The organism is Streptomyces sp. NPDC104226, assembly GCF_055584085.1.
Genome location: NZ_JBVJMS010000008.1, coordinates 279,938 through 295,253, shown reverse-complemented (window position 1 = coordinate 295,253; position 15,316 = coordinate 279,938). Strand labels below are relative to the sequence as shown.

General features: G+C 71.9%; 13 protein-coding genes and 1 tRNA gene. 5 read left to right on the top strand and 9 right to left on the bottom strand.

The features are described 5' to 3' along the window. Positions 1-124 precede the first annotated feature (124 nt). From ACZ60J_RS25690 to pgsA, 3 genes are read right to left on the bottom strand one after another with little or no spacing between them, the layout of a single operon-like run. Positions 125-1,288, bottom strand: a complete 1,164-nt coding sequence (locus ACZ60J_RS25690) for a glycosyltransferase family 4 protein (RefSeq protein ID WP_469685293.1) — start codon at positions 1,286-1,288, stop codon at positions 125-127. Beyond that, positions 1,285-2,232 (bottom strand): phosphatidylinositol mannoside acyltransferase, encoded by a 948-nt coding sequence (locus tag ACZ60J_RS25685; protein ID WP_469685291.1) that lies wholly within the window; start codon positions 2,230-2,232, stop codon positions 1,285-1,287. Before ACZ60J_RS25685 ends, ACZ60J_RS25690 begins: the two co-directional genes overlap by 4 nt. Further along, positions 2,232-2,930, bottom strand: a complete 699-nt coding sequence (gene pgsA, locus ACZ60J_RS25680; protein WP_469685289.1) for a phosphatidylinositol phosphate synthase — start codon at positions 2,928-2,930, stop codon at positions 2,232-2,234. Before pgsA ends, ACZ60J_RS25685 begins: the two co-directional genes overlap by 1 nt. 345 nt (positions 2,931-3,275) lie before the next feature. Here pgsA and ACZ60J_RS25675 point away from each other — a divergent pair, with 345 nt between their 5' ends. Beyond that, a complete protein-coding gene (locus ACZ60J_RS25675; RefSeq protein ID WP_469685287.1) occupies positions 3,276-5,489 on the top strand; it encodes an elongation factor G-like protein EF-G2 in 2,214 nt (737 codons plus the stop codon). A gap of 202 nt (positions 5,490-5,691) precedes the next feature. Further along, a complete protein-coding gene (locus ACZ60J_RS25670; RefSeq protein WP_469685286.1) occupies positions 5,692-7,362 on the top strand; it encodes a hypothetical protein in 1,671 nt (556 codons plus the stop codon). Between the two features lie 68 nt (positions 7,363-7,430). On the opposite strand, the gene ACZ60J_RS25665 is transcribed toward ACZ60J_RS25670, so the two are convergent. Beyond that, the gene (locus ACZ60J_RS25665; RefSeq protein WP_469685284.1) at positions 7,431-7,991 is read right to left on the bottom strand and encodes an HIT family protein; all 561 of its coding nucleotides are present in this window, start codon (positions 7,989-7,991) and stop codon (positions 7,431-7,433) included. Between the two features lie 67 nt (positions 7,992-8,058). On the opposite strand from ACZ60J_RS25665, the gene ACZ60J_RS25660 reads away from it, so the two are divergent. Then, complete coding sequence (locus ACZ60J_RS25660) at positions 8,059-8,724, top strand: potassium channel family protein (RefSeq protein WP_469685282.1); 666 nt, start codon at positions 8,059-8,061, stop codon at positions 8,722-8,724. 39 nt (positions 8,725-8,763) lie between these two features. Here the strand turns inward: ACZ60J_RS25660 and thrS are convergent, their stop codons facing one another. Further along, positions 8,764-10,740: a threonine--tRNA ligase gene (gene thrS / locus ACZ60J_RS25655; protein WP_469685280.1), complete on the bottom strand. Its 1,977-nt coding sequence runs from the start codon at positions 10,738-10,740 to the stop codon at positions 8,764-8,766. 169 nt (positions 10,741-10,909) lie between these two features. On the opposite strand from thrS, the gene ACZ60J_RS25650 reads away from it, so the two are divergent. Next, positions 10,910-11,533, top strand: coding sequence for a histidine phosphatase family protein (locus tag ACZ60J_RS25650; protein ID WP_469685278.1), 624 nt, complete (start codon positions 10,910-10,912; stop codon positions 11,531-11,533). A gap of 188 nt (positions 11,534-11,721) precedes the next feature. Here ACZ60J_RS25650 and ACZ60J_RS25645 read toward each other — a convergent pair whose 3' ends face one another. Together ACZ60J_RS25645 and ACZ60J_RS25640 are read right to left on the bottom strand one after the other, a co-directional pair. Beyond that, complete coding sequence (locus ACZ60J_RS25645; RefSeq protein ID WP_469685276.1) at positions 11,722-12,942, bottom strand: hypothetical protein; 1,221 nt, start codon at positions 12,940-12,942, stop codon at positions 11,722-11,724. Continuing rightward, positions 12,942-13,532 (bottom strand): DUF4365 domain-containing protein, encoded by a 591-nt coding sequence (locus tag ACZ60J_RS25640; RefSeq protein WP_469685274.1) that lies wholly within the window; start codon positions 13,530-13,532, stop codon positions 12,942-12,944. The genes ACZ60J_RS25645 and ACZ60J_RS25640 overlap by 1 nt, the downstream gene beginning before the upstream one ends. Positions 13,533-13,789: 257 nt before the next feature. Here ACZ60J_RS25640 and ACZ60J_RS25635 point away from each other — a divergent pair, with 257 nt between their 5' ends. Continuing rightward, positions 13,790-14,515 carry an exonuclease domain-containing protein gene (locus ACZ60J_RS25635; RefSeq protein ID WP_469685272.1) on the top strand — a complete coding sequence of 242 codons (726 nt, stop codon included), beginning with the start codon at positions 13,790-13,792 and terminating at the stop codon, positions 14,513-14,515. 112 nt (positions 14,516-14,627) lie between these two features. On the opposite strand, the gene ACZ60J_RS25630 is transcribed toward ACZ60J_RS25635, so the two are convergent. Together ACZ60J_RS25630 and ACZ60J_RS25625 are read right to left on the bottom strand one after the other, a co-directional pair. After that, positions 14,628-14,699, bottom strand: a tRNA-Val gene (locus ACZ60J_RS25630). Positions 14,700-14,737: 38 nt separating this feature from the next. Beyond that, positions 14,738-15,259 carry an SRPBCC family protein gene (locus tag ACZ60J_RS25625; protein WP_469685270.1) on the bottom strand — a complete coding sequence of 174 codons (522 nt, stop codon included), beginning with the start codon at positions 15,257-15,259 and terminating at the stop codon, positions 14,738-14,740. Between the last annotated feature and the right edge of the window lie 57 nt (positions 15,260-15,316).

Here is a 15,316-nt window from a genome sequence, read left to right as displayed (position 1 = left end):
TACCGAGGCGAGGTTACCCACACTCCGCGAGCGCATACGGGCGGCATTGCGTACCGAACAGCCCTGTCTCGTACCTGAGTTCGCCTGCGCAGCGGAATACCGGCATCCCCCGCGCACGGGGCGACTACCCGCCCCGGGTCAGGCCCAGGCGGGTGCGGAGGGGGGTTCGGTCGTCCTCCCCGACCGCCGCCGCACCGTCGGTCACCGTTTCGTAGACGGCCAGGATGTCCGCCGCCACCGTCGACCAGTCGAAGCGGCGGACGTGGGCGGAGCCGCGGGTGCTCAGTTCCGTGCGGCGGGCGGGGTCGCCGAGGAGGGCGATCGCCGCGGTGGCCAGGGAGTCGGGGTCCTCGTTCGCGAAGAGTTCGCCCGCCGCGCCCTGGTCCAGGACCTGCGCGAAGGCGTCCAGGTCCGCGGCGAGGACCGCCGCGCCTGCCGAGAGGGCTTCCACCAGGATGATGCCGAAGCTCTCGCCGCCCGTGTTCGGGGCCACGTACACGTCGACGCTGCGCAGCAGCCGTGCCTTGTCCTCGTCCGAGACCATGCCGAGGAACTCGACGCGGGAGCGGAGTTCGGCGGGCAGCGAGGCGACCGCCTCCTCCTCGTCGCCGCGGCCCGCCACCAGGAGGCGTACGTCCGGGCAGGCCGCCACGATGGCCGGGAAGGCCGCCATCAGCACCGGCAGGCCCTTGCGGGGTTCGTCGATCCGGCCGATGAAGCCGAGGGTCTGGCCCGACCAGGCCGGATTCGGGTCGGCTTTGGCGAAGAAGTCCACGTCCACGCCGTTGGGGATGACCACCGCGTCCCCGCCGAGGTGCTCGACCAGCGTGCGCCGAGCGTACTCGCTCACCGCGATCCGGGCGCTGATCTTCTCCAGCGCCGGCTGCAGGATCGGGTACGCCGCGAGCATGGCCCGGGAGCGCGGGTTGGAGGTGTGGAAGGTGGCCACGATGGGGCCCTGCGCCGCCCAGCAGGTCAGCAGGCCCAGCGAGGGGGCGGTCGGCTCGTGGATGTGGACCACGTCGAAGACCCCGTCGTGCAGCCAGCGCCGTACGCGGGCCGCCGACAGGAACCCGAAGTTGAGGCGGGCCACCGACCCGTTGTACGGCACCGGCACCGCCCGGCCCGCCGAGACCACGTAGGGCGGCAGGCCGGTCTCGTCGTCCGACGGGGCCAGGACCGACACCTCGTGGCCGAGGCCGATGAGGTGTTCCGCCAGGTCCCGGATGTGGAACTGGACCCCGCCGGGCACGTCCCAGGAGTACGGGCAGACGATGCCGATCTTCACGCGGAGTGCTCCTCGGGCCGGCCGGCGCCGTGACCGGCGGGCTCTGCGGTCTGTTGCAGGTCCTCCAGCCACAGCCGCTGGAGCATGTGCCAGTCCTGCGGGTGTTCGGCGATGCCCTCGGCGAAGGCGTCGGCGACCGCCTGCGTCATGACGGCCGTCTTCTCCTGCCGGGTGCCCTGCTCGGGCACCTCCACCGGGGAGTGGATCCGGCCGTACATCTTCGGCGCGTCCCCGTAGTACAGGGTGGCCGGGAGCAGGATCGCGCCGGTCTGCTGGGCGAGCAGCGCCGGACCGGCCGGCATCCGCGCCGCCGAGCCGAAGAAGTCCACCTCGACGCCCGAGGCCGACAGGTCCCGGTCCGCGACCAGGCAGACGAGCCCGCCGGAGCGGAGCCGTCGCGCGAGGGTGCCGAAGGCGGCGCCGCCGTTGTGCGGGAGCACCTCCATGCCCAGGCTCTCGCGGTAGGCGACGAAGCGGTCGTAGAGGGTCTCCGGCTTGAGCCGCTCGGCGACGGTGGTGAAGGGGACTCCGATGTGGGTGACGGCCCAGGCGCCGGCGAGGTCCCAGTTGGCCAGGTGCGGGAGGGCGACGACCACTCCGCGTCCGGAGGCCAGCGCCTCGCGCAGGATGTGGTCGTCCTTCATCTGCACGTCGGCGCTGAATCGTTCCTTGGCCATGGCCGGCAGGCGGAAGGACTCCATCCAGTACCGCATGTAGGAGCGCATGCCCGCGTGCGACAGCTCGCGCAGCCGCTCGGGCGTGGCGTCCGGCACCACCCGGGCCAGGTTCGACTCCAGGCGCAGCACGCTCTTGCCGCGCCGCTTCCAGGTGAAGTCGGCGATCCGCCGTCCGAGGGCGGCCGCGGCCGGCTCGGGCAGCTTCTTGACCCCGGCCCAGCCGAGCCCGTAGAGCCCGTCGACCAGCTTGTCCTGTGCCTTGCCCATCAGGGCGTACCGCCTTCGGAGGTCGCCCCGGCGGCACCGGCACCGGCGGCATCGGCGGCCGCAGCGGCGTCGGCCTCCGCCGATTCGCGCCGTACGGTCACCACGCGCTGGATCAGGGTCACGAGCGAGCCCGCCGCGACCACCCACAGCGCGATCGGCAGCAGCACGCCGATCCACGAGGGGACGCCGAAGGTCTCCAGCCCGGACAGGCCGGCCGCGACCAGCGTGATCACCAGGCGTTCGGCGCGTTCGATGAGCCCGTTGACGGCGACCGGCAGGCCGATCGACTCGCCGCGGGCCTTGGTGTACGAGACCACCTGACCGCTGGCCAGGCAGAAGATGGCGACCGCGCACAGTGCGTTGTCGTTCCCGGAACCCGCGTACCAGAGCGCGAGCCCGCCGAAGATCGCCGCGTCCGCCACCCGGTCGAGGGTGGAGTCGAGGAACGCGCCCCACCGGCTGGAGACGCCGGCCTGGCGGGCCATGTTCCCGTCCACCAGGTCGGAGAAGACGAAGAGCGTGATGGTGATCGTGCCCCAGAAGAACTCGCCCATGGGGAAGAAGACCAGGGCTCCGGCCACCACTCCGGCCGTGCCGATGAGGGTGACCGCGTCGGGACTCACTCCCATCCGGAGCAGAAATGCGGCGAATGGCGTGAGAACACGCGTGAAGAATGCACGCGCGTACTTGTTCAGCATGGCCTTCCCGGAGGGTCGCTGGGCCGCACGGCCACCACGGCCACCGGCTGGCCCATCGTAGCCACGGCCCCGGGCCATCGGCGCCGCGCACCCACCGGTTCACACGACGCGGGCCGTTCTCGGGCCGTTCGCCACGTTCCGCATGCCCGGTCGGACCTGTTTCCGGGCACGTTTCCGGACACCTCCCCCGGCGTCGCACCCGGCACGCTCCCCCCGGCCGCCTCCCCCGCCGCCGCGCCGTCCCAGCGCCTCCGGTACGACGTATGGACGGGGTGTGACGGCAGTGCAAAGCTCGTAGAAGGCATTTTCCTCTCCATCCCCTCCACATCGGGAGGCACGAACATCGTGGGAGCCGCATCACACCAATCCGGAGCCGCCGGAAGAGCACCGACGGCCGACCACCCGTCCTCCGTACGGAACGTCGTGCTGGTCGGCCACAGCGGATCCGGCAAGACCACCCTGGTCGAAGCCCTGGCCCTGACCGCCGGCGCCGTGAAGCGCGCCGGGCGCGTCGAGGACGGCGCCACCGTCTCCGACTACGACGAGATCGAGCAGCGCCGCCAGCGCTCGATCCAGCTCTCCCTGGTCCCCGTGGAGTGGGCCGGAGTCAAGATCAACATCCTGGACACCCCCGGGTACGCCGACTTCGTCGGCGAGCTCCGGGCCGGACTGCGCGCCGCCGACGCGGCCCTGTTCGTGGTGTCGGCCGCCGAGGACGGCGACGGGCTCTCCGGGGCCACCCGGATGGTCTGGGACGAATGCGCCGCCGTCGGCATGCCGCGCGCCATCGTCGTGACCCACCTGGAAGCCGCCCGAGCCGACTACACGCAGATGACCACAGTGTGCGGCGACGCCTTCGGGGCGGACGACCCCGATGCCGTGCGCCCGCTCTACCTGCCCCTGCACGGCCCCGCCGGCCCCGACGGCCACGCCCCGGTGGCCGGACTGCTCGGGCTGCTCTCCCAGCGCGTCTACGACTACACCTCCGGCGACCGCGTCGAACGCGACCCGGACCCCGGCGAGCTCGCCCTGATCACCGACGCCCGCGCCCGGCTGATCGAGGGGATCATCGCCGAGAGCGAGGACGAGACCCTCATGGACCGCTACCTCGGCGGCGAGGACATCGACCTGAAGACGCTGGTCGACGACCTGGAGCGCGCCGTCGCCCGCGGCACCTTCCACCCCGTCCTGATGGCCGCTCCCGCCGCCGACGGCGCCCGCAAGGGCCTGGGCACCGTGGAACTCCTCGAACTGATCACCGGCGGCTTCCCCACCCCGCTGGAGCGCGCGCCCGTCACCGTGACCACCCCCGACGGCGCGGCCCGCCCCGCGGTCACCTGCGATCCCGGCGGACCGCTCGTCGCCGAGGTGGTGAAGACCTCCTCCGACCCCTACGTCGGACGCGTCTCGCTGGTCCGCGTCTTCTCCGGCACCCTGCGCCCCGACGAGACGGTGCACGTGAGCGGGCACGGCCTCACCGACCGCGGACACGAGGACCACGATGTGGACGAGCGCATCGGCGCCCTCACCTCCCCCTTCGGCAAGCAGCAGCGCACCCTCGCCCAGTGCATCGCCGGCGATCTGGCCTGCGTGGCCAAACTCACCCGCGCCGAGACCGGAGACACCCTCTCCGCCAAGGACGACCCCCTCCTCATGGAGGCCTGGTCGATGCCCGACCCGCTGCTCCCCCTCGCCATCGAGGCGCACAGCAAGGCGGACGAGGACAAGCTCTCCCAGGGCCTGGCCCGGCTGGTCGCCGAAGACCCGACCATGCGGCTCGAACAGAACCCGCACACCCGCCAGCTCGTCCTGTGGTGCCTCGGCGAAGCCCACCAGGACCTCGCCCTCGAACGACTGCGCACCCGGTACGGGGTCCAGGTCGACCCGGTCGCGCACAAGGTCAGCCTCCGCGAGACCTTCGGCGCCAAGGCCGGCGGCCGCGGACGGCACGTGAAGCAGTCCGGCGGGCACGGCCAGTTCGCCATCTGCGAGATCGAGGTCGAGCCGCTGCCGCCGGGCAGCGGCATCGAGTTCGTCGACAAGGTCGTCGGCGGAGCGGTTCCGCGCCAGTTCATCCCGTCCGTGGAGAAGGGCGTCCGGGCGCAGGCGGCCCGCGGGCTCGCGGCCGGCTACCCGCTGGTCGACGTACGCATCACCCTGCTCGACGGCAAGGCCCACTCGGTGGACTCCTCCGACGCCGCCTTCCAGACCGCGGGCGCCCTCGCCCTGCGCGAAGCCGCCGCCGGGGCGTCCGTCCAGCTCCTCGAACCGGTCGCCGAGCTCGCCGTCCTCGTTCCCGACGAGTACGTCGGCTCCGTCATGAGCGACCTCGCCGGCCGCCGGGGCCGCGTCGTGGGCACCGACGCGGCGGGCGCCGGCCGCACCCGGGTCCTCGCCGAGATCCCCGAGATCGAGATCGGCCGGTACGCCGTGGAGCTGCGCTCCGTGTCGCACGGCACGGGCCTGTTCAGCCGTACGTACGCGCGGCACGAGCCGATGCCGCAGCAGATAGCGGACAAGATGCGCGAACAGTCCGAGAAGGGAAGTCAGCTGACATAGCGTCACCCGTGCCGCCCGTCCAACCCGCTTGCGATGGGCGGCATTTACCTGTCCCATGACCACGGGGAGGAATCGGCCGATAGGCTCGTCCGCGCGTGAGACGGGCAGGACGAACGGGTAGACCGACCGGGACACCACCCGGAGCGGGCGGCATCGCGGGCAGGCCCGCACACGAGCACGACGCACAGCGATGGGGGCAGCGGTGGCGGACGACGGATTCGACTTCAGGCCCGGGGCACAGATCCCGCTCCAGGGCGGCGGCGGCCAGACCGCCGCGACCAACGCCCTCGCGTCCGCCGCCTACCGGGACGGCGGACGCGACACCAAGCTGGACGAGATACTCAAGGCCAACAACGAGCACCACGAGTCCGTCGTCAAACCGGCCAAGGTGTCCCTGCTCGCCCCGAACCTCGGCGAGGCCTTCTGCCGCGCCGTCGAGGCGCGCACCGTCCCTGCCACCCGCAAGCCCCTGATCCAGTCCTTCGGCGCCGACCCGCAGACCGTCGTCGAGCACTGTCTGGCCGCCTCCCGCATCCGCAAGGAGCGCGACCGCAAGCTCCGCCTGATCATGCTCGTCTGCGGGGTCGTGTTCCTCCCCGGCCTGCTGCTGTGGCTCGGCCTGTTCTGGGCCCGCAAGGCCCTGGCCGACTCCGACGCCAAGCGGGCCTCCTGGATGGGCACGGCGCTCCTGGTCGGCGTGGGCGTGGTGGTCGCCGTACTCATGTTCCGGCTCCCCGTGACCGGCGTGCTGGGCATCTACGTCCGCGCCATGGTCATCGCCCCGGTCGTCGGCTGGTTCCTCGCCCGCCGGCTCTGCGAGGCCACCGCCGAAGACCTGCGCTCCCGCTGGGACGGGCTCCTCGCGGGCGGCGGCGGGGTGGCCGCCAAGATTCCGGAGGCCGTCCCCGGCAACCCCGACGAGAAGGCGCGCGAGGACCTGCGCCACTCCCTGGCCAAGCTCACCGCCGAGGACCGCAGCAACGCCGTCTTCTACGCGGGCCCCAAGGGCATACTCGGCATGGGCACCCGCTGGGGAAGCTGGCAGATGGCCGAGGAGCTCGCCCCCAGGACCGAGGGCTCCGAGATCCACCCGTTCCGCAGCTGGGACGTCATACGCGCGATCGACACCCAGCTGCGCAAGCTGGAGCGCGGCCCCCTGCACACCGGCGGGCTGCCGCCCGCGTCGATCCAGCACTGGATCGTCTCCCCGGTCGGCGAGGGCGCCAAGGAAGTGACCCGCCCCAGCGGAGCGGACGTGGACACCTTCCTGGTCAAGCCGCACGAGATCACCCGGATCTGCAACGAGCAGCAGTTCAGCGCCGGCAACCGGCACTACCTCGGCATCCAGTACCCGCTCTGGGACGGCCAGCTCGTGATCACCATGCTGGTCACGGTCACCGTGCTCTACAAGACCCTGCGCGTGGAGGTCACCGGGCACGCGCTCGGCCCGGTGCACGGCCTGTTCACCACCAAGTCGGCGGCGCCCGTCGACGAGGTCGCCAAGTCCGTGCGCTTCTGGGAGACCGTGGAGCTCAAGCGGCCCGTGGTCGACACGAGCGAGGTCGTACGCCTCGCCGTGCGCGCGCCCTTCACCTGGTACCCGCCGCTCCTGGACTTCCTGGGCGGCAAGCTCGTCCTCCCGGAGCCGTTCGGCGTCCGCCACGTCTGGGCCGGCCAGCCGTGGCGCCACCGCTTCATGGCGGACGACGCGATGCGCGCCGCGACCCCGGTCCTGCGGGCGGTGCACACCGCGGCGATGCGGGTCCTGGAGGAGAACGGGGTCGACACCGAACGCTTCAGCAACCGTTCGATGATCGTCAGCGGCCTGGTCCAGGACGCCGCACCGCGCAAGGCGGACGTCTACGACGCGTGAGCCCGCGCGGACGTCCGCCGGGCACGCCGGAGGCGTACCCACGTACCCAAGGCGTGCCCGAGGCTCCCCTAGTCGGTGGGCCAGGCGTCGGCGAGCATCTGGCGGGTGTCCGCGAGGAGTTGGGGAAGCACCTTGGTGTGGCCCACGACCGGCATGAAGTTCGTGTCCCCGCCCCAGCGGGGCACGATGTGCTGGTGCAGGTGCGCGGCGATGCCGGCGCCGGCGGCCTGGCCCTGGTTCATGCCGATGTTGAACCCGTGCGCACCGGAGGCCTTGCGCAGCGCGACCATCGCCCGCTTCGTGAGGTCCGCCAGCTCGAGGGTCTCGGCGGCGTCCAGGTCCGTGTAGTCGGCGACGTGCCGGTAGGGCACGACCATCAGGTGGCCGCCGTTGTACGGGTAGAGGTTCAGCACGGCGTAGACGTGCTTGCCCCGGGCCACGACCAGTCCGTCCTGGTCCGACATCTCCGGAATCCCGCAGAAGGGACAGCCGTCCCCGGCCTCCGGCCCGGTCGGCTTGTTCTCCCCCTGGATGTAGGCCATCCGGTGGGGCGTCCACAGACGCTGGAACGCGTCCTGCGTGCCCACACCGATCTGCTGCTCCGGCTCAATCGTCATGGGAGGCAGCATATGACCTTGACCCGGAGCGGCGTGTCGCCGGGGCGGAGACCAGGTGCGGGACGGCGATGCTGGGCCCATGCACGATGCACCCGTGACCCGCGACCAGGCCTGGGAACAGCGGACCGAACTGCCACTGCTCTGCGCTTCGCTGATCTTCCTCGGCGCCTACGCGGTCTCCGTACTGACCTACCACACCCACCCCCTGGTACGGGGCATCGCGCTCACGGTCGTCGCGCTCGCCTGGGCCTGTTTCCTCGTGGACTACGTGGCCCGGCTGCACCTGAGCGGCATGCGCACCCTGCGCTTCGTCCGCGCGCACTGGCTGGACACCCTGATCCTGCTGGTGCCGATCCTGCGGCCGCTGCGCATCATCAAGGTCCACGACGCCATCCAGGCCAAGCAGCGGGGTCCCCGCTGGGGGCTCTACGCGCGGGTGATGTCCTACGCCGGCCTCACGGCCGTCCTGCTCGGCTTCGGCGGCGCGCTCGGGGTGTACCACTTCGAGCGCCGGGCCCCTGACGCCACGATCCGCACCTTCGGGGACGCCGTCTGGTGGGTCTGCGAGACGCTGACGACGGTGGGCTACGGGGACGTGGCTCCGGTCACTCCGGCGGGGCGCACGCTGGCCGCCCTCATGATGGTGGGCGGGCTGGGCCTGCTCGGCGCCGTGACCGGCTCGTTCTCGTCCTGGATGCTCCAGGCCTTCCGGCGCCAGGACGACGAGGAGCCCCCGAGGATCTGAGTTCCCCGGGGGCCCACCCGTTCACTGCTTCGCGGGGCGTCAGACCTGGACGCGGCGCTCCACGACGTCCACGAGCTTCGCCAGCGCCTGGTCGCGCGGGACGCCGTTCTCCTGCGAACCGTCGCGGTAGCGGAAGGAGACGGTGCCCGCGGCCATGTCCTCGTCACCGACGATGATCATGAAGGGGACCTTCAGCTTCTGCTGGTTGCGGATCTTCTTCTGCATGCGGTCGGAGGAGGCGTCCACCTCGACGCGCAGGCCCTTCTTCTTCGCCTCGGCGGCGAACTCCTGCAGGTACTCGACGTGCGAGTCGCCGATCGGGATGCCGACCGCCTGGACCGGGGCGAGCCACGGCGGCATGACGCCCGCGTAGTGCTCCAGCAGGACGGCGAAGAACCGCTCGATGGAACCGAACAGCGCACGGTGGATCATGACCGGACGCTGCTTGGTGCCGTCGGGGCCGGTGTACTCCAGGTTGAAGCGCTCCGGCAGGTTGAAGTCGAGCTGCACGGTCGACATCTGCCAGGTGCGGCCGATCGCGTCACGGCACTGGACGGAGATCTTCGGACCGTAGAAGGCGGCGCCGCCCGGGTCCGGGACCAGGGGCAGGCCCTGCTTCTCGGCGACCTGCTGGAGGGTGGCGGTGGCCTCTTCCCAGATCTCGTCCGAGCCGACGAACTTCTCCGGGTCCTTGGTCGACAGCTCCAGGTAGAAGTCGGTCAGACCGTAGTCGCGGAGCAGGTTCAGCACGAAGGTCAGCGTGCGGTCGAGCTCCTCCGCCATCTGCTCCTTGGTGCAGTAGATGTGCGCGTCGTCCTGGGTGAAACCGCGCGAGCGGGTCAGGCCGTGCACGACGCCGGACTTCTCGTACCGGTACACGGTGCCGAACTCGAAGAGGCGCAGGGGCAGTTCACGGTAGGAGCGGCCGCGCGCATCGAAGATCAGGTTGTGCATCGGGCAGTTCATGGGCTTGAGGTAGTAGTCGGTACCACCGTCGAGCTGCATGGGGGGGTACATGCCCTCCGCGTACCAGTCCAGGTGGCCGCTCTTCTCGAAGAGGGTGCCCTTGGTGGCGTGCGGGGTGTAGACGAACTCGTAGCCCTCTTCCTCGTGCCGCTTGCGCGAGTAGTCCTCCATGGTGCGGCGGATGACGCCGCCCCGCGGGTGGAAGACGGCCAGGCCGGAGCCGATCTCGTCCTGTACGGAGAACAGGTCGAGCTCCACGCCGAGCTTGCGGTGGTCGCGCTTCTCGGCCTCCACGAGGAAGTCGAGGTGGGCCTTCAGCTCCTCCTTCGACGGCCACGCGGTGCCGTAGATGCGCTGGAGCATCGGGTTCTTCTCGCTGCCGCGCCAGTAGGCGGCGGCGTTGCGCATCAGCTTGAACGCGGGGATGTTGCGGGTGGTCGGCAGGTGGGGACCGCGGCAGAGGTCCTTCCAGCACAGGTCGCCGGTCTTGGCGTCGAAGTTGTCGTAGATGGTCAGCTCGCCGCCGCCCACCTCGACGTTCGCACCGTCGTCGGTCGAGGCCGAGCCCTTGATGCCGATGAGCTCCAGCTTGTACGGCTCGTCCTTGAGCTCCTCGCGGGCCGCCTCGTCGGTGACGACGCGGCGGGCGAAGCGCTGGCCGCGCTTCTGGATCTCCTGCATCTTCTTCTCGATGGCCTTGAGGTCATCGGGGGTGAAGGGCTTCGCGACGTCGAAGTCGTAGTAGAAGCCGTCCCGGACCGGCGGGCCGATGCCCAGCTTGGCCTCGGGGAAGAGCTCCTGCACGGCCTGCGCCATGACGTGCGCGGTGGAGTGGCGCAGGATGTCGAGGCCGTCGGGAGAGGAGATCTCCACGGGCTCGACGGTCTCGCCGTCCTTCACCTCGTACGCGAGGTCCTTCAGCTCACCTGCGATGCGCGCGGCGACGATGGTGCGCTCGCCGGCGAAGAGCTCGGCCGCCGTAGTGCCCGTGGCCACCACGCGCTCGTCCCGCTCGGAATCGCGTTGGATGAACACACGGACGTCTGACACCGGTCTCTCCTGACTCAGGGGGTGCGCGAGCGAACACTGCGCGCCTGAATCGTACCGAGCGGATGGGCCGCGCCGCTAAACGGTTACCGCCGGGCCGGTGGGAACCGCCGACGGGGGCGGCGGCGTCCCTGGCCGTACAAGATCATTGATGGGCGTGGAGGAGCATGTGATGACCGGTACGGCTACCCGTTACCTCTATCTGGTGCGGCACGGCGAGGCGGCGTCGGAGGAGGGCGGGCTGACGGAGGCCGGCCGCCGGCAGGCCGTGCTGCTCGGCCGCCGCCTGCGCGAGGTCCCCCTCGCGGCCGTGCACCACGGTCCGCTGCCCCGGGCGGAGCAGACCGCACGTCTGATCGGCGAGCAGCTGGAGGACGTCCCCCTGCACGTGTCGGACGCGGCCGGCGACTACGTCCCCTACGTGCCGCCGAAGGAGGAGCTCCCGGCGGAATCCGCGGACCTCTTCCTCCGTTTCCTCGCCGGCGCCTCCGAGGAGGAACGGGAGCAGGGACCCGTACTGGCCCGGCGGGCGCTCGATCTGTTCACCGGGCCGGTGGACGGCGAGCGGGACCGGCACGAGCTGGTCGTCACCCACAACTTCCTGGTCGCCTGGCTCGTCCGGGACGCCATGGACGCACCGCACTGGCGCTGGCTCGGCCTCAACCACGCCAACGCCGCGCTCACGGTCATCCGGTACGCGCCCGGCCGGCCGGCCTCCGTCCTCGTCTCCAACGACATGCGGCACCTGCCGGCCGAGCTGCGCTGGACCGGCTTCCCCCCGGAGCTGCACGTCTAGGCCGTCTCTTTCGGATCTTGCCGGGCCCGCGACGCCCGGCACCGCGCCTGGCCGCACTGCCGAGGCGACCGAGTACGCCCAGTACGCGAGCGCCCCGACAGCACGCCCAGGCACGGCACCGGACACCGCGGACTCGGCCGACAAGATCCGAAAGAGACGGCCTAGGCCGTGTCACCGCCCCGCACGTCCTACTCGTCCGACGGCAGCACGTCCCCGGCGTCGAGGGACTCGTCCAGGGACTTCATCAGCCGGTCCCGTTCGACCTCGTCCAGCGGCACCGGCCGCACGTCCGCGGCGCCCGTGAGCCGGCGGAACCCGCCCCGGCGCTGCAGGCTCCCGCTGACCCGGATCGGCAGTCCGACCAGGTGCGCGTGGCCCGCCACCCGGTACGACTCCTCGTCGAGCACGACCCGGACGTACGGGATCTCCGCCCCGGCCAGGACCCGCAGCCGGACCGTGCCCCCGCCGCCCGGGGCGGACCTCCGCATCCGGACCACCGCTCCCGCCACCCTGACGGGCACGGCGGGTTCGTCCCGCGTGTACCGCGCGGCCGCCTCCCGGAGCACCGGGAGGTCGCCGGGCGAGAACTCCACGGGCTCCGGGCGGGCCGCGCACCCCGCCGGGACCCCCGCCGCCGGGGCCCATGCCAGGGCCACCCGGGCCCCCTCCGAGCCGTGGACCAGCGAGATGAGGGCTTCGGCGAGCTCCCGGCTGACCCCGGCCTCGACCGCGGCGTCGAAGGCTTCCATGCCGCCGGTGGCCCGCTGGTAGTCCACGGCCTCGCGGGCGGCGTGCAGCGCGTGGTGGAGCCGGATCACCGTCCCCCGTCCCCCGTCGACGGGGACGTACGCGGTCAGCCGCCGGCCGCCCGGAGCCGGCCCGACCAGGACGCCGTCCAGGGCCCGCTCCGCCTGGCCGCGGTGCCGGGCTCCGTAGTACCCGGCCCGTGCCCGGTCGGCCAGTGCCCCGGCGAGGAGCAGCTGGCGGGCGGCCGAGCGGAGCTGCTCCTGGACGGTCCAGTCGGCCTCGCCCTGGAGTCCGTACGCCCCTCGCGGGATCTCGCGTTCCCAGCGGATCTCGTCGCTCGGCACGCTGAGCCCGTACAGCACCTCGCGCGCCGACGGCAGGGCGCTGCGCGCGAGCGCGGTGAGCGCCTCTTCGAGCAGGTCGGCGCAGTCGGGGAAGGCCCGGCTCTCGGGGACGAGGAGGCTGGTGCCGCCGCTGCCCGCGGCGTACGGGGCGGGCGGCGTCCAGCGCCCGTACCGCCCGGCCGCGCCGCCGCGGCGCAGCCAGCCGTGCCGGTGCAGCAGGGCGCCGAGCACGACCGGATCGACCTGCGCGGGATCGGGGGCTCCCGCGGCGAACTCCGGTGCGGAGAGCGGCTCCAGGTGCGGTGACTGCCAGTTCATCAAGGTGTCCCTCCCGACCCGACCCGGGTCATGATCTCGCAGAGCGCCCGGTCGTCGAAGATCCGCGTGGTCGGGATCCGTACGGTGGTCCGGCGCCGGCCGGTCACGGGGTGCCCGGCGAGATTGGTCCAGTAGCAGCAGTGCCGCAGGTCGAGCCGGTCGTGGCCGGCGCTCAGCCATTGGTCGCGTTCCCGCGGGACGAGCATCACGACGAGGATCTTGTGCACGGCGACCGGGGTGCGGGCCAGCTTCACCAGGTGCTCGTTGTCGAGGGTGAAGCCGAAGGTGGGCCCGGCCGGTCTGGGCGGTATCTGGTAGGTCGCCTTGAGCTGGACCTTGATGGTCACCTCGTCGTCGATGACGTGCTCGGGGGCGCCGTGGCTGACGTGCCAGTCGATGCCGTTGTCGGGAAAGGGCTGGGACAGCGAGCATCCGGCCGCGGCGGCGACGGCGTGCAGGTATCCCACCTGAAGGGTTTCCATGCAGGCGGTGGTGGCGAGTGTGCCGCGCAGCGGTCCGCTCCGCGGGTCGGTCCGCGGATCGATCTGCCCCGCGAGCACCCCGCCCGGTTCGGGCTGCGCGAGCGCCATGGCAGGCTCCCCATGCCTTCCGGGCTGTCCCCGATGTTCGAGCGGCCGCACGGGGCCGCATCAGGTCCGTGTCAGGGTGTCGGGGTTGACGACCGGTCATGTGTGCGGTCCCCCAGTTGAGTTGTCTCCGCAGTCGGCGTCCCGCAAACGGCGTACGGGGCAAAGAGCCCGGGTATCACCGTTTCGGGCAGGGTGGCGGGCCTGGGGCGCGGTGTCCGGGCGGGGGCCATCTGCCGACGGGTGACGAGGAGTTCGCCATGACACGCTGGTACGAGGGCCCGCTGGCCGCATTCGACACGGAGACGACCGGGGTGGACGTGGAACAGGACCGGATCGTGTCCGCCGCGCTCATCGTGCAGGAGTGCGCGGGCGGCCGGGTCCGCTCGACGCGCTGGCTGGTCAATCCCGGCATCCCGGTACCCCCGGGGGCCACGGAAGTGCACGGTCTGACCGATGAGCACCTCCAGCGCAACGGGCGGTGGCCCGCGCCGGTGGTGGAGGAGATAGCCCGCGCGCTCGGGGAGCAGCAGATGGCGGGGAGGCCGGTGGTGGTGATGAACGCGCCGTTCGATCTGACGCTGCTGGACCGGGAGTTGCGCCGCCACCGGGCGTCCTCGCTGGCCCGGTACCTGGACAACCGGCCGCTGACGGTGCTGGATCCGCGGGTGCTGGACAAGCATCTGGACCGCTACCGCAAGGGGCGCCGGACCCTGACGGATCTGTGCGCGCACTACGGGATAGAGCTGGAGGGGGCCCATGACGCGGGCGCGGACGCGCTGGCTTCCCTGGAGCTCGTACGGGCCGTGGGGCGCAGGTTCGCGGGCCGGCTGGAGCGGCTGACGCCGGCGGAGCTGCACACGCTCCAGCAGGTGTGGCACGCGGCGCAGGCGCGGGGACTCCAGGCGTGGTTCGCCCGGCAGGGCACACCGGAGCCGGTGGATCCGCACTGGCCGCTGCGGCCGGAGCTGCCCGCGGCGGCGTGAGCGGGGGCTTCCCGCGGTGCGGGGGTGCCCGCCACACGAAGGGTCCCGGCGCGCTGAGGGGCCCGTACATGCGGAAGGCCGGTCAGTCATAAGACGGACCGGCCTGTCCCGGTGGGCGATACTGGGATCGAACCAGTGACCCCTTCGGTGTGAACGAAGTGCTCTCCCGCTGAGCTAATCGCCCGGGAACGGTGTGAACAATACAGAAGGCTCGGGGCTGGTTCAAACCGCTTCGGGCCGGGCCGCCAGATGGGCGGCGAGCCCGCGTCTCCCGGCCCGCATCATCAGGGTGTGGTTGAGCCGGAACACCGGACGCCCGGGGAAGGCGAGGAGGCGCATCAGGGGGCGGCGCACCTCGACCTCCTGCTCGTACAGGGCCCGCGTGCCGCCGGGCCGCGACCGCACGGTCCAGCGGGCCCAGCCCTCCAGGTCACCGAGCAGGGCGACCTCCAGGATTCCGCGCACGGGGTCCCGCAGGAGCTCGGCCGCGCTCACGCGCAGGGTGTACGGGAGGGCGGAGCGGATGAAGGCGGTGCCGCCGGTCCCGTCGACGGCGGGGGCGACGGCGCGGATCTGGGGCCACCACAGGGGGTAGGACTCGGGGTGTTCCAGGGCGGCGTAGACGCGGGCGGGTGCGGCGTCGAGGTCCCAGACGCTGCGGAAGCGGTAACGGGTCCACCGGTCGGCGTGGTTGGCGGGGGCGGCACTGCCTCCGGGGCTGCCGATGCGGCTGCTTCGGTCCATGCCTCCAGTCTTGCGCGCGGCGGGTTCCCGTACCCCGTACTCAGCCGGAACTCACCC

Bases quoted from the DNA above. Each gene is read 5' to 3' on its own strand.
- ACZ60J_RS25685 (WP_469685291.1), bottom strand. From the start codon at position 2,232: ATGGGCAAGGCACAGGACAAGCTGGTCGACGGGCTCTACGGGCTCGGC.
- ACZ60J_RS25635 (WP_469685272.1), top strand. From the start codon at position 13,790: ATGACACGCTGGTACGAGGGCCCGCTGGCCGCATTCGACACGGAGACG.
- ACZ60J_RS25645 (WP_469685276.1), bottom strand. From the start codon at position 12,942: ATGAACTGGCAGTCACCGCACCTGGAGCCGCTCTCCGCACCGGAGTTC.
- ACZ60J_RS25650 (WP_469685278.1), top strand. From the start codon at position 10,910: ATGACCGGTACGGCTACCCGTTACCTCTATCTGGTGCGGCACGGCGAG.
- ACZ60J_RS25640 (WP_469685274.1), bottom strand. From the start codon at position 13,532: ATGGCGCTCGCGCAGCCCGAACCGGGCGGGGTGCTCGCGGGGCAGATC.
- pgsA (WP_469685289.1), bottom strand. From the start codon at position 2,930: ATGCTGAACAAGTACGCGCGTGCATTCTTCACGCGTGTTCTCACGCCA.
- ACZ60J_RS25660 (WP_469685282.1), top strand. From the start codon at position 8,059: ATGCACGATGCACCCGTGACCCGCGACCAGGCCTGGGAACAGCGGACC.
- ACZ60J_RS25625 (WP_469685270.1), bottom strand. From the start codon at position 15,259: ATGGACCGAAGCAGCCGCATCGGCAGCCCCGGAGGCAGTGCCGCCCCC.
- ACZ60J_RS25665 (WP_469685284.1), bottom strand. From the start codon at position 7,991: ATGCTGCCTCCCATGACGATTGAGCCGGAGCAGCAGATCGGTGTGGGC.